We start from the raw sequence: 14,235 nt of genomic DNA on the forward strand, positions 1-14,235 counted from the left end.
GCTTAGACATTAATGGCCTCTTTTTCTATGTACGGTTTCAATTCACGACGTAAGGCTTTGTCAGTCACCAAGTCCACCGATTTACCGAGATTATCTTCAAGAAGAAATTGAACACCGAAGTAACGCTCGGACGTTGCCGGCCCATCGAAGGCAACAACAATGTCTATATCACTATCCGCCCTTGCTTCATTACGTGCAGTAGATCCAAACAGCGCCATACGAGTAATGCCAAAGCGGCTCACCAGCTCGGGTTTTAACTTTCTAAGGATTGCGAGAACCTGGTCTCTATTCATGGCGATAATTGGTTTTGGGTTTCAATGGGATAATTATAACCCCTTGTTTTGCAAGAATCATACATGGAGTACTATATTGCCTGTTTCCCCTGGGCACCGTGGATTTTAGCAAACGATTTCACTAGTCCTCTCGCCCTTGATTCGTGGTGCTGTAATAGCGTAACTATCGGAATATACTGAAATAAAAGGAATCCACGACAGGGGGTATATGAAATCGAACCCGTCAGGCGGGTGGGGGACACGTGGTGGTGCTCTGGTCGTTAGGTCTTCTCAGCTGGTTGTGTGAAAAGAATTATTTCATACCTTCGATCAGATCAATGTCCTTGCGTAGTAATTCGTTCACAATGTCGCTTAACTCCACGCCTTTGGCCTTGGCTTTCTCGGAGAGGTAATCAGTGATATCGGCTTCGAGATATATGGGGAGAATTACTGTTGCATCCTTGTGGAAGAATGTGCCCCGCTTAGCCTTTGAAAAGTCGTATTCTTTCCTCATTCATATACTCATCGGCCTTTAAAACACCTTTTTAATGGCTCGTAGCAGTGAAGTCGGCAGACCAATTCTAGCAAAACTACTCAGATTGAGTCATGCACATTCCCCCATCCATCCAAATCCAGTATCATACCCCAAGCCTCACCTGGCCCGGTAACTGCCTAAAAATTAAGCACTTTTACCAAAACCACTAAACACACAAACAGCCAAGGACTCAATGCAGCCGTTGTTGTCCACCTGCATTTACACACCGAATACTCCATGGTCGATGGCATTGTGCGCGTCAAGCCGCTGATTAAGCGGGTGGCGGAGATGAATATGCCGACGGAGGCGGGACAGTCGAATCTATTTATTTCGATATCGTGATCGAGTCTAAAATTGCAAGTATTTCTGTGTGCGGAGCTAGATAATGAAAATCCGGATAACGTGAGACATGGCTCATTTGATTATGTGATAGCTAGTTTGAAACACAGTTCGAATTGATCTCGGTAGTGCTAGGTACTTTTGTTGTATTCAACTATTAGTGTAAAATCAGTTTGCACAAATATATCAAAGCTAAATAAAAACAAATGCATACGGAATAAATGACAAGGTCAACTTCTTCAGCTAGAAAGGTCGCTACTTTTTCAAAGGACATTTTTGTTATTAACGCGGAATGTAAATCCTCGGGGGCGGTCAGAAATTGAGGCAGTTCCGCCCATCTAGTCAATTTTTCTAAGTTATTTGATCCGGTTTCACCATTTGTTGCCAAAGAGTTGGATAAAACGGGAATCAATTAAACCTGAATTTAATAGTTAACCAACTTGAATCTGTGAGAATTCTGCGGAGAAGTACTTGATTAGTTTTAGAGGTTGAGATGTTCAGATTGCCCAAAGAACTTACAGCTGTTTTGGTTCTTATACTATTTCTCGTATTAGTAGGTTGTACGAGTGAAAAGGATAAACAACAACCGGATGAGGTCATGTTATCCGAGGAGCTGACATCGGAACAGGCTGTACCCAATCCGTCCAATACTGAACCAAATGCAACGGAGCAAATGGTCCCAAGTAGGGATATTTTACCGTTATCAGCAGTTTCAAACCTCAAAGCGAACACAGATGCGCCGAATAAAATATCCTTAAGTTGGAAAAATCCGGAAGACGACAATTTTCAAGGCGTTTTGTTGGTTCGCTCTAACGAAAGTTTTCCGTTGGCACCAGACTCCGGTGAGGAAGTGTATCGCGGTTCTCTTGAAAACTATTCCGAGAGTCCTTTGCCATCGGGAAACTACTATTACAGCGTTTTTACCTACGATGAGGATTTAAATTACTCTGCGTCCGTATCGGTAAAAGCTAGTGTGTCCGATATAGCTCCTCCTGCATCAGTAGCTCAGTTTAGCGTGATTCTTTCAGCAGACTATGAATTGTCGCTAAGTTGGAAGAATCCCGCCGACGTCGATTTTGATCGTGTGGTGATTGTTTTTAGAAACGATACTTTCGCGAAGACAATTGATGATGGGTCTGAAGTCTACAATGGAAAGGGAGATAGCACTGTTCTGAGAAAACTAAACTCCGGTACATATTATTTTTCTGCATTTTCGATAGATACGTCGGGAAATGTCGCAGCTGAAGCTACAGTCGCTGCGGAAGCTGCTGACAAATTCGCTCCGCAGATTGTTTCTCAGACCCCAGTGCATAATTCGAAAGATGTTGAACGAAATGTTCTATTTAGTCTTGTGTTTAATGAACCTATCGTGGCCAACAACTATGGACAACGTATTTTTATAGTTAACGAAAGCAACGACGATGTTTGGGAATTAGGATATATTCCGCACACGGTTGTTTCAGGAACAGCAGATAAAGAATTATCCTTTAATTTGTCATACCACCGTCTAGAATTTAACAGTTTATATAGCGTAATACTTGAAGTAACTGATCTGGCCGGTCATAAACTACAAATTTCTCGTGGCGATTGGCAGTTCACGACCATGGCGGACAATGGAGTTCCGATTGTGACGTCGGTATATCCTAATCAGAACTATAGTGGAACAAGAGTAGTTCAAGAAATATGGGCCACGATCTCAGAGCCGGTTGAACCTGTGTTTGCGTGGCAAGATACTATTTCGATTAACGAAAATTTTACTGGTACAAATGTTACCGGTACGGTGAGGTATAGCGCTAATGAAAATCGCATTATATTCGCACCCGATATTTATCTCACGCATGATAGGCCGATAACTGCAACTGTTAAAAATCTTCGAGATATGGACGGTAACATTCTAGAACCATATTCCTGGAGTTTTAGTTCTAAACAGGCAATTCCTCCAAAGATAATAAGTCGTGTTCCGGTAGCAGGACAGCCGCTGGTTCCTACAGATACAAGCGTCAGAATAAGTTTTAACAAGGCTATGGACGAGACAAGTATAATTGATGCCAATTTCTATATAGAAGGTGTTACGAGCACTCTGGAGTTTAGCTCTGATTTAAAGTTAGTCATATTGACACCGACAACCACCTTGGAAAAAAACAAGGTATACACAGTTATTGTGGATGGAGAAAATATAAGAGACAAGGAAGGCCTGGCGATGGGGGAAGATGAACGGTGGCAATTTAGAACTGCAAGTGGGTTTAGCCGATTATCCACATACACTCGGGATACTGCCCACATAGTTGACGTTAAATTCAATGTTGCAGGCGAAGGTTTAGCGATATCTCATATAGATTCCGGAGCGGGAACGGCAACAAAATTCTACCTCTACAACGGAGTTGAATGGTCGATTCCTACTACAATCGCTACAACAAAACACAGTTTTCCAATCGAGGATGCTCAATATCAAGATATCGTGGTTGCGGGTAACAATCTTGTCTGGGCGTTCAATACAGGAATCGGTAAAACTAAAGTCATCGTCTACAATGGAAGCGGTGTTTCGGAAAATACATTTGAGGGGACATTGGCGCAAATATTGTCAAATGGAAGTCATATCATGGCGCTTACCTATTCAGCTAACGAAGGAGTCAACTCAATATGGGCGCATAGGTTAACTAGCACTGGTTGGGTGAGTTGGGAATGGGGCGGTATAAACAATTTGGATACTATCAATGGAATCCGAGCTGGTGGAGATGCGGCTAATCCTGAGCCTTTTGTAATCGCGGCAAACGAAAACAATGGAGATCTGACCAATGTACATCTAGCTCGGTTTGATGGAGTATCTTGGAGTATAGAAACCGTTTTTAGTGATAGTACGCCATCACAGAGTGTAGCTGGCGTTAGAGTAGCCTCGAATTCGACTGAGCACGTTGTCGCGATTGTTCAAAAGTCAACAGAGGCAGACTCCGTTGGTATTAATCGTCTCAGGTTTTTTCGATCACTTCCTGGCGGCTGGTCTAGTCCGGTTACGGTTATTGATGATCTTACTAAGAATGTAAGCGGAAGAAACGAAAGTTTTTCTTTGTTGAGCAACGGAGCCGATTTTATGTTGGGGTATGTCTACAAAGAAACTCCAGCAGATTTGTCTGGGTCTACAGTTAATGTTGAAACCGCCAGAATCGTTAGTGGCGTAATAGGTGGAAGAATTGTTCATAGCACGCAACCCAGTAGTGAGACTGAAGAGAAGTTGCGTTTATACACCAATGGTAATAGCTATTTACTTGTTGCAGGAAGTGGTTCTACGGAAATAACCGCCTCAGTATCTGTAAATTCAGGCACTTGGTCGGAAACTGTACCAGTCGAATGGGGAGCTTCGGTCGCCGCAGGCGCTACGACTTACGCAGTTCACACCAAAAAGGCTGTCTATCCAAGTGGAGTGCAACCAATCCGAGATGAACTTTGGACATATGCATATTCACCCGAGGGTGGGTGGTCAGATCCGCATGTGCTCGTAAGTGAAACTCGCGATAACAATGCATTTTTACCAGTAGGTGTGGTTGGAGCAAAGAACCATAGCTTTGAGGTCATTTGGTCCAATGATTTAAGCGACACCGTGATATCAAGACGTCTATTGACTGCATCGATAGATGCCGTGTCAAATCGAACTCAATTGACTGCTGGATCAAGCTCTAATTTGCTAAGAGACAACGTAGGCGGATCGGTCTTGAATCGACCAAGTGTCCTTGTTAGTAGTAGTACTGGTTTGGCTGTGTGGAAACAGCGTGATGTACAAAAAGATATCTATTTTGTTAGTACCTTAGTTCCTGGAAGTGGATTGAATGGAGCTACGGAGCTTCCAAGTGGCTGGGGTGTGCCTGTTGCGAAAGTTGAACTAGGCGGGGAGCCTTCGATTGTTACTAAAGGCAACGAATACATTCTAGTTTGGCGGGAGAGTAAAAAAATCAAGGAAATTCGATATAGTCCCGCGAACGAGTCTTGGTCGAACGTTGTAGAGGTTGCAGATTTTACGTTAAACGGGGCGACAATTCTGAATGAAGTAGTATTAGCGACAAATGGCACTAGTTTGGTTGCAGTTGTTGGCATAGGTACCGATCTTTTTGTCATAGAGAGTCGCGACGGGAATAATTGGGAAATGCCGACAAAGTATTCTGTTGGTAGTTCGAATACAGGAAGGACGTACGATGTGGCGAGCAATGGCACCGATTACCTCATAGTGTTCGGCAGTCCAATATATAGCACAAGAAATGTGAAAAGTGTCCATATAGATGGTGATACGTTTTCGAAGACCGTCAGCATTGTAGATAACATATCTAGAGTGAGTGATTTGGGCAACATAAAGGCATTTCCAAGAAGTGATGGGTTCTTTGCGGTTTGGAGTTCCGACATGGCCGGCGACTATGGCGGTATTCGTTACCGTTATTACAATGGTTCTGGTTGGGATGGCACAGAGGCATCTACGCACTACGAATGGACTCTCGCCTATGCCGAAGATTTACGTGTCGTGGACGGTGGGGGAATATATTTCTTGGCTTGGAAACAACGCCTCGCGTCTGGGATAAAATTCTCGGGAAACCGGGGTCGTATTAACAGAGACGACAATATCAGATGGACTTACCATGGAGATGTGTCTATTTTCGCAATAGCGGCGCTCGGCAACGATACGTTCTTGACCGTTTACCTAGATAAGTCATCAACAGGCCCAAGTATGAGCAGTGATTTGGTTTCGGGAAGCATTGGATCTAGCGCTTTAGGAACACTAGAAACTGATATAGAAAATATAAACACAGATATGGGCGCGATTTGTTTACCGGAGAACGACATAAGCACTTTCTTAGTTAAGCATATGAATGGAACAACTGTGTTGCATTATTCGACAAGCCAGAGATGAAATATCTTGTTAGCTTTGGTTTGCAGAACCTGTCTATGGACGCGCAAAATTCTTTTTTGATTTAAAAGAATTATGCTGGATGGAAAAACAGATTGACAGAGTATTGTCGCGAAAATCGGAATGTAGATTGTGTAGAAACTCAGGGAGGTTTCTCACCGTCCTTAAATCCAGTATCATACCCCAAGCCTCACCGGCCCCGGCAACTGCCTAAAAAGTAACCACTTTTACAAAAACAGCTTTAGATTCAAGACGTCGAAGGACCCCATGCAGCCGAAGTTTGTCCACCTGCATTTACACACCGAATACTCCATGGTCGATGGCATTGTGCGCGTCAAGCCGCTGATCAAGCGGGTGGCGGAGATGAATATGCCTGCGGTGGCGGTCACCGATCAGTCGAATCTGTTCTGCATGGTCAAGCTGTACAAGACCGCGCAGGGGGCGGGGATTAAGCCGATTATCGGCGTGACCATGTGGATCGAGAATCCGAAAGAGGTCGCTAAACCTTTTCCGCTTGTGTTGCTGTGTCAGAACAACGAGGGTTACAAGAACCTCACGCGGCTGGTGTCCAAGACCTATCAACACGGCCAACATCTGGGCATGGCCATCCTTGCACGCGAGTGGCTGACGGCGGAGTCCGCAAAGGGTTTGATCGCTTTGTCGGGTGGTCTGTATGGCGATGTCGGTCAGTTGTTGATCAATGGCAATCGCGCCGAGGCCGGGCAACGTCTGGCCGAGTGGCAGCAGTTATTCCCTGATCGCTTCTATTTAGAATTACATCGCACCGGCCGTCCCCAAGAGGAAGAGTATTTGCACCTCGCCGTCGATCTGGCCGCCGACACCGATACGCCAGTGGTCGCCACCAACGCGGTGTGCTTTATCCACCAGGAAGACTTCGAGGCCCATGAGGTGCGGGTGTGCATCCATGATGGCCGCACCCTCGACGACCCGCGTCGTCCCAAGAAATATTCCGATCAACAATACCTGCGCTCCCAGGAAGAGATGTGCGAGTTGTTCGCCGACCTGCCTGAGGCCTTAGAGAACACCGTCGAGATCGCCAAGCGTTGTAGCGTCGATATCACGCTGGGCAAATATTTTCTGCCGGATTTCCCGGTGCCTGACGGCATGACCATGGACGAGTTCTTCCGTGATGAGTGTCGCAAGGGGTTGGAGAAGCGTCTGGATTTTCTGTTTGATCGCCATGCGCCGGACTTCGTCGAGATCCGCAAGCCCTATGACGAGCGGCTGGAGATGGAGCTCGACGTGATCATCCAGATGGGATTCCCCGGTTACTTTTTGATTGTTGCCGACTTCATCCAGTGGGCCAAGGAAAACGGCATCCCGGTAGGGCCGGGCAGGGGTTCTGGAGCCGGTTCACTGGTGGCCTATTCCATGACCATCACCGACCTCGATCCGCTGGAATACGACCTGCTCTTCGAACGATTTTTGAATCCCGAGCGTGTCTCCATGCCCGACTTCGACGTCGACTTTTGCATGGAGAACCGCGACAAGGTCATTGACTATGTGGCGCGTCATTATGGTCGCGAGAAGGTCTCGCAAATCATCACCTATGGTTCGATGGCGGCCAAGGCGGTGGTGCGTGACGTGGGGCGTGTCATGAGTCACCCCTATGGTTTCGTCGACAAGATCGCCAAGTTGATTCCGTTCGAAGTCGGCATGACCCTGACCAAGGCGCTGGAACAAGAGCCTATGCTTAAGGAGCGTTACGACCAGGAAGAGGACGTCAAAGAACTGCTCGACATGGCCCTGAGTCTGGAGGGTGTGACGCGCAATGCCGGCAAGCACGCCGGGGGTGTGGTCATCGCGCCGACAGAGCTGACCGATTTCGCGCCACTATACTGTGAAGAGGGCGGTCAGGGTCTGGTGACTCAGTTCGACAAGGACGACGTCGAGGCCGTTGGTCTGGTCAAGTTCGACTTCCTCGGTCTGCGCACGCTGACGATTATCGATTGGGCACTCAAGGCGGTCAACGAGCGCTGCCGCACCGAGGGCAAAGACGAAGTCGATATCGCCGCCATTCCATTAGATGATCCCAAGACCTTCAAGCTACTCAAGGACTGCAACACCACCGCCGTGTTCCAGCTTGAATCCCGCGGTATGAAAGACCTGATCGCGCGTCTGCAACCGGATAGTTTCGAAGACATCATCGCCCTCGTGGCCCTGTTCCGTCCCGGTCCGCTGCAGTCGGGCATGGTGGATGACTATATCAATCGTAAGCACGGGCGTGCAGCGATGGAGTACGCACACCCGGATCTCGAACCGATTTTGAAACCCACCAATGGGGTAATCCTGTATCAGGAACAGGTACAGCGTATCGCGCAGGTGTTGGCCGGTTATAGTCTCGGCGGCGCGGATTTACTTCGCCGCGCCATGGGTAAAAAGAAGCCCGAAGAGATGGCCAAGCAACGTGAGATATTCACTACCGGTGCGGTCAAGAACAACATCGAAGAAGCCACCGCGACCTACATCTTCGACTTGATGGAGAAGTTCGCCGGTTACGGTTTCAATAAATCTCACTCCGCTGCTTATGCCCTGGTGTCGTATCAGACCGCCTGGCTCAAGACCCATTTCCCGTCGGAGTTTATGGCCGCGGTTATCTCCTCGGATATGGATAACACCGACAAGGTGGTCAACTTCATCGAGGATTGTTATGCGTCGAAGCTGGAGATCCTGCCGCCTAGCGTTAACACCTGTGTCTATAAGTTCAAAGCGACCATGGATGGCAAGATCCGTTACGGTCTGGGCGCGATCAAGGGCGTGGGTGAGTCGGCTATCGAGGTGATTATTGCCGAGCGACAGGCCAATGGTCCGTATCAAAATCTGTTTGATTTCTGTCGCCGCGTGGATTTGAAAAAGGTCAATCGCCGTTCCCTCGAGACGCTGATTCGTTCCGGTGCGATGGACGGTTTAGGCCCCAGCCGCGCCAGTATGTTCGTCACCCTGACCAATGCGCTGCAATCGGCGGAACAATATAAGAATGATGCCCAAAGCGGTCAGAATGATTTATTCGGCATCGCCCAGGTTGCGCCCGATGCGAACAATGATGATCAACACTTTGTCGACACCGAGGAGTGGGAAGACAAAAAACGCCTCGAAGGTGAACGTGAAACCCTGGGCTTATTCCTTACCGGCCACCCGCTAGACCAGTACCAGTCCGACCTCAAGAAATTTGTTACCACCACAATCAAAGCGTTAAAGCCGGAAGGTAAACAGCAAGTCACCATAGCCGGTCTGGCAGTTGCATTACGCACCATGAAGACCAAGCGCGGCGATACCATGGCGTTTCTGACCCTGGACGATAAATCGGCGCGCATGGAAATCGCGATGTTCTCGGATCTGTACGAACAGTTCCGACACCTGATGACCAAGGATGCGGTGCTGGTGGTGAGCGGCGAGGTGAGCGTAGATCACTACTCCGGCGGCATCAAGATGAGCGCCAAGGAGATCATGGATATCGATCAGGCGCGTGGGCAGTACAGCAAGCGCCTGCGTATTAAGTTGAACTATGCCAATAACAATAGCGAGTTTTTCCGGCAGTTGTCCGAGGCCTTGTCGCCCTTCAAGGAAGGCAAGTGCCCGGTGAGTATTAACCTGCCGATCATGGGCGCGCGCGGGACTTACCATTTTGGCCAGGCGTGGAAGATTACGCCGACCGACGAGTTGATGAAGCGGCTCAAGAAGATCGCCGGTGAAGAGGCGGTGGAGTTGGAGTATTAACAAATACCTTAGCGAATAACAAACGTTAAGCGCCAGTCAAGTTCTGGAAACACTGCAAGCAACCGCACGCTAAAAGCGGTAACTAACACCTGTTTCAAATACGCTGCCTTCGATGGGGAAGATATCCTTCCATGCCCATCGGCGTTTTTTATCGGATAAGATATCTTTCAATGCGTCGCTTTCCCTCGAGTTGTATACGATGCGGAAAGGAAGGTATTGTTGATAGCGACAGAAAACTTCAAGCTTTGACCAGGTTGCGGAAACGCGGGCGTCAATATTGGCCAGATCGATTTTGCTTACGTCCAACTGCTGTTTTGAATAATCAGTATCGGGCAATAGAAAAATACCGGGCAACCAGTTTTCGGTTTTGCCCATAGGCATAATGCTCAGCCAAGCAATACCAGCGCTCAGGTTAACGCGTCCTTGATATTGCAGTTTAATGGCGTGTTGTTGCGTTGAAATATTGCCATCCAGTCGAAACTTTCGTCGTGTCAGCGCTAAGGGGTCGAATGCCGACTGTAGTAGTGAGTCGTTGAGTTCACCATCGACGCTGCTATTCCACTTGCTCCACTGACCGTTGTAGAACAACCGAAGGCGTGGCTTGTAGGACCAGCTTATCTGAAATTGAGTTTCTGACTCATCAAAACCCAGGTTTAGCTTTCCCTGCCTTACGCCGAGATTGGTGAAATCGGTCGTGTGTGGAGATCGTTGTCGATACAGGAATAACGCCAAGGAAAAATTCCTGGGCAACACCAGCGCTGTGCGCAGAGTTTGACTGCGTAATTCACCGAGACTACGTGCAAAATAAATTCGAGCTGTATTTTTCCATCGAATATTTGTTTCTACAGCGTCGTAGGTTGCCTCCCCGGTGAAGTTAGCAGAAACCGCGTTACTTAGGCTTCTAATATGAAGTGTGTAGCCATGTCGGGGGTTGACGCGATGCCAGGCTATGTCGAGCACCGGGTGGGGTTTCACGGCGATACGGTGGTTTAGGTAGCCATCAAACTGGTCTGAGAAATAGCCGTCTAGCTGAATGCTGGCGTAAGCAAAACCATCGTAGAGCAGGCTGGCGTGATTGGGGTACGTTGTATATTGCAGGCTCATCGTCAGCAAATCTACGCCGACGACTTTGTCTATGTATGTGAAATATTCCTGTTCTTTTTGCAGGCGCTCGTACTGTCCGTGTAGCGCCCATGCGGAACTGGAAGAAGTCGCCTGAATTAAACTGGCGTATGAACCAATACGTGTGTCTCCCTGTTCGACGAACAAACTGCTTTGGTAAGACGCAGTGAGGGAGTTACAGGGTGTGTCTGTGCCGAAGTATGTATCGATCCCGGTACTCCCGGTACGACAGGCAATATAATTTTGGTAGGGCTGATATAAAAGCTGGCTTCCCGGAATAATGGGAACGGCAGACGCGGCAAAGGCATCGCTAAAAATAGCGGCATAAACGCCAAAACAAAATGCAAAGTAGCGCACGTATAGTGAAATCAGCCCCGGAGAATTCCGAGGCTGATTCTATTACGATATGGGTTTAAAAGTCTGCCGCGCATGTCTCGCTAATCGGAAACTCATCAACTTGTTCAGTGAGGCACTGACCAGCATTGATGGTAACGCTTCCAGCATTATGACCGGTCACTGCCGCGACAACAGGGCCACCGGCGTCGACACGTACACGATCGTCGTCTGAGCTACCCACGACTGTGCCCGTTGGTGCCGATACTGCGAAACCTATCTTTAGCGTTGTATCTTCGGGGTTGTTCGCATCAGAAAAGAAATCATCTTGGAACTCGCCATTGAGATTTGTGAAATTCGCATCAAAGGAAAAGCCCTTGGTGAATGTCAAAGAGAAATCGCTTGTGGAGGCATCCCATTTAAAAGATGTGGTGTCCATTTCAATGATAAACGCGTGCTGGTTATCAATGTCCCAATAGAGTGGTTTGTCGCGCAATCCGGCGTCACTAACTGTGATGACTTCGTTTTCGACATCAACGCTAACCGTGCCGGTAATACCAGAGAAGCCCCACTTATAGTCTGTAGTCGAATTCTGCTCTCCGACCTCATGCAATAATAATGTAAAGGCATTCATGGCAGTACCGACGCTGAGTTCGCGTGTCGCGGTGTTCACGCTGACGTTTAATACCTCGGCGACTGCGATATCCAGAAAAGTTTTGGTTCCGTAACTGTCGGTATCATCAATATCGATCGCCTCGATAATGCCGAACGCAGTTTTTACGGTATTGGCATCCGGGACCTGCATGGACATGCGTACCGCGCCTTTGAAAGTATCCGGCAAATCGATGTCGGCGACTTCCTCGGCGGTCAAAGCCAGATCGGTTTCGAGTTGTTTGGCCGTCGCAGCGATGTCAGTCAGGCTGATTTGAACAAACCATTCATCAGAGCTATAACCCACAGACAGTGGTACGAACGTGTCATACTTCAAGCTGAGTATGCCGGCGTTTTCGGAATTGAGTACGATTACGAGTGACAGGTGTTCGCGAGCTTCCAGACAGTCCGCCTTATCTTCGGCTGTATCGGTGTCATCACAAACGCTTTCCTGAATTCGGTAGGTGACGGTGTTGCCATCTTTTACCCCTGCATCTAAAACGTCATCGAACAACTGATCAATAGCTGCTTCCAACTCATCGTCGGCGCTTGCGCGAGGAAACATTTTGAATTCGTTGTATCGGCCCGTGACCTTTCTCATTACACTGTTTTCAAGAAAGCGTTTCATCTGCGGTGAAGTCAGCGCCTTGTACGCAGGTTTGTTTTGAATGCTTCTCGATTTGAGCGCTAAAGAAATAGATCCGGAAGAAGAAGTCGCTCCTTCACTCATCCGGTAAATGCCGTCGTTCAGGCCTTTTTTAAGACTATTTTTGATAGCAAGTTTCACATCGGCGGTAGTCATGTCGATTGTTACCGCGCTCGCTGCGAATTTTGATTCATCCACTTTGGCTATATCGTCCGGGTTGCTTTGTCCCCCGGCATCTGGTAACGAGTCGTGAAAACATGCGGCAATGAAAGCGGCGAGGAAAAATATAGAAATGTACGTTGTGAGGTTTCTCATTTTATATCCTTATATGTATCATTTTGTTAGTACGTATATCTGCAGTTGTTTGTTAGGTTTGGTTGCAACTGCCGCAAAATAGTAACAGGTTCATTAGGGTTGTGAAAAGAGGCAGTGGGAGAAGATAAATCGCTCCCCCAACTTAATCGCCCAGCGCGCGTCCAGTGCAGACATCAGTCGGTCTGGCAGTTGCATTGCGCACCATGAAAATCACGTGTGGCGATAACCTGACGTTGTTGGCTAAGGGCGTTAGCGTGGGACTTACTTTTTTTTCAGGCGCGACTGCACCGACCGACGAGTTGATGAAGCGCCTGGAGAAGACCGCTGAAGAAGCGGCGAGAGAGCTGAAATATTGGCGGGTTGAAACACGTGCTTACCATACGCGACAATTACGTTATAATGATTTGAAATTTTTTGGAAAGTTAAACGATTCATGAATCCGAATTATCTAGAGTTTGAACAACCCATCGCCGAACTCGAGGCGAAGATCGAAGAGTTGAGATTTGTCGGCAATGACTCCGAGATCAATATTTCCGATGAGATTACCCGTCTCGAATCCAAGAGCAAGGCACTGACAGAGCAGATTTTTAAAAGCCTCAACGCCTTTCAGATTTCCAAGTTGTCACGACACCCACAGCGCCCGCAAACCCTGGATTACGTCAATAAAGTCTTTAGCGAATTCGAGGAATTGCATGGCGATCGTGCCTATTCAGATGACCCAGCTATCGTAGGGGGCATTGCGCGATTGAATGACAAACCAGTGGTGGTGATTGGTCATCAACGAGGTAAGGAGACCAAGGAAAAGATTTATCGCAACTTTGGTATGCCCCGTCCTGAAGGCTATCGCAAGGCCATGCGTCTGATGTTGATGGCCGAGCGCTTCAAGATGCCAGTGATTACCTTTATCGACACCATGGGTGCCTATCCCGGCGTCGGCGCGGAAGAACGTGGCCAGAGTGAGGCGATTGCGCGCAATCTGTTCGTGATGTCCAAGCTCAAGACACCGATTATCTGTACGGTTATTGGTGAGGGCGGTTCTGGTGGCGCATTGGCTATTGGTGTGGGTGATCGCCTGATGATGTTGGAATACGCAACGTATTCGGTTATATCGCCTGAAGGTTGCGCATCAATACTATGGAAGAGCGCCGACCGCGCCAATGATGCGGCCGAGGCCCTGGGTATTACCGCTGCGCGATTAAAAGAACTCGGCCTGGTCGACGTAATAGTCAAAGAGCCACTCGGCTCGGCTTATCGCGATGTGGATATTATGGCGGCGCGGATCAAGGTCGCTCTTACGGAACAACTCGGCGAGTTGACCAAGCTTACCACTGATCGTCTACTGGATCAGCGTTACAAGCGATTAATGAGCTTCGGTAATTTCAAGGAGTAATCCTGC

At 48.0% G+C, this 14,235-nt stretch carries 9 protein-coding genes; 5 read left to right on the plus strand and 4 right to left on the minus strand.

Translation table 11 applies throughout. The features are described from left to right. Positions 1 to 2: 2 nt before the first annotated feature. Both OEZ43_19125 and OEZ43_19130 read right to left on the minus strand, forming a co-directional pair. Positions 3 to 293 carry a nucleotidyltransferase family protein gene (locus tag OEZ43_19125; protein ID MDH5547695.1) on the minus strand — a complete coding sequence of 97 codons (291 nt, stop codon included), beginning with the start codon at positions 291 to 293 and terminating at the stop codon, positions 3 to 5. Positions 294 to 585: 292 nt separating this feature from the next. Next, on the minus strand, positions 586 to 786 hold the full coding sequence (locus OEZ43_19130; protein ID MDH5547696.1) for a hypothetical protein: 201 nt from the start codon (positions 784 to 786) through the stop codon (positions 586 to 588). A 234-nt stretch (positions 787 to 1,020) separates the two neighbouring features. On the opposite strand from OEZ43_19130, the gene OEZ43_19135 reads away from it, so the two are divergent. From OEZ43_19135 to dnaE, 3 genes are all read left to right on the plus strand, one after another. After that, positions 1,021 to 1,149, plus strand: coding sequence for a PHP domain-containing protein (locus OEZ43_19135; protein ID MDH5547697.1), 129 nt, complete (start codon positions 1,021 to 1,023; stop codon positions 1,147 to 1,149). Positions 1,150 to 1,648: 499 nt separating this feature from the next. Next, entirely contained in the window at positions 1,649 to 6,037 is a 4,389-nt protein-coding gene (locus OEZ43_19140; GenBank protein ID MDH5547698.1) for an Ig-like domain-containing protein, read from the plus strand. A 264-nt stretch (positions 6,038 to 6,301) separates the two neighbouring features. Then, positions 6,302 to 9,772 carry a DNA polymerase III subunit alpha gene (gene dnaE / locus OEZ43_19145; GenBank protein ID MDH5547699.1) on the plus strand — a complete coding sequence of 1,157 codons (3,471 nt, stop codon included), beginning with the start codon at positions 6,302 to 6,304 and terminating at the stop codon, positions 9,770 to 9,772. A gap of 69 nt (positions 9,773 to 9,841) precedes the next feature. On the opposite strand, the gene OEZ43_19150 is transcribed toward dnaE, so the two are convergent. Together OEZ43_19150 and OEZ43_19155 are read right to left on the minus strand one after the other, a co-directional pair. Continuing rightward, positions 9,842 to 11,251, minus strand: a complete 1,410-nt coding sequence (locus tag OEZ43_19150) for a hypothetical protein (GenBank protein ID MDH5547700.1) — start codon at positions 11,249 to 11,251, stop codon at positions 9,842 to 9,844. Between the two features lie 55 nt (positions 11,252 to 11,306). Beyond that, positions 11,307 to 12,839: a hypothetical protein gene (locus OEZ43_19155; GenBank protein MDH5547701.1), complete on the minus strand. Its 1,533-nt coding sequence runs from the start codon at positions 12,837 to 12,839 to the stop codon at positions 11,307 to 11,309. Between the two features lie 164 nt (positions 12,840 to 13,003). On the opposite strand from OEZ43_19155, the gene OEZ43_19160 reads away from it, so the two are divergent. Continuing rightward, the gene (locus OEZ43_19160) at positions 13,004 to 13,276 is read left to right on the plus strand and encodes a hypothetical protein (GenBank protein MDH5547702.1); all 273 of its coding nucleotides are present in this window, start codon (positions 13,004 to 13,006) and stop codon (positions 13,274 to 13,276) included. After that, the gene (accA, locus tag OEZ43_19165) at positions 13,273 to 14,229 is read left to right on the plus strand and encodes an acetyl-CoA carboxylase carboxyl transferase subunit alpha (GenBank protein MDH5547703.1); all 957 of its coding nucleotides are present in this window, start codon (positions 13,273 to 13,275) and stop codon (positions 14,227 to 14,229) included. Before OEZ43_19160 ends, accA begins: the two co-directional genes overlap by 4 nt. The last annotated feature ends 6 nt before the right edge of the window (positions 14,230 to 14,235 follow it).

The organism is Gammaproteobacteria bacterium (genome assembly GCA_029881255.1).
Taxonomy (GTDB): domain Bacteria; phylum Pseudomonadota; class Gammaproteobacteria; order S012-40; family S012-40; genus JAOUMY01.

Bases quoted from the DNA above. Each gene is read 5' to 3' on its own strand.
- OEZ43_19130 (MDH5547696.1), bottom strand. From the start codon at position 786: ATGAGGAAAGAATACGACTTTTCAAAGGCTAAGCGGGGCACATTCTTC.
- OEZ43_19155 (MDH5547701.1), bottom strand. From the start codon at position 12,839: ATGAGAAACCTCACAACGTACATTTCTATATTTTTCCTCGCCGCTTTC.
- dnaE (MDH5547699.1), top strand. From the start codon at position 6,302: ATGCAGCCGAAGTTTGTCCACCTGCATTTACACACCGAATACTCCATG.
- accA (MDH5547703.1), top strand. From the start codon at position 13,273: ATGAATCCGAATTATCTAGAGTTTGAACAACCCATCGCCGAACTCGAG.
- OEZ43_19125 (MDH5547695.1), bottom strand. From the start codon at position 293: ATGAATAGAGACCAGGTTCTCGCAATCCTTAGAAAGTTAAAACCCGAG.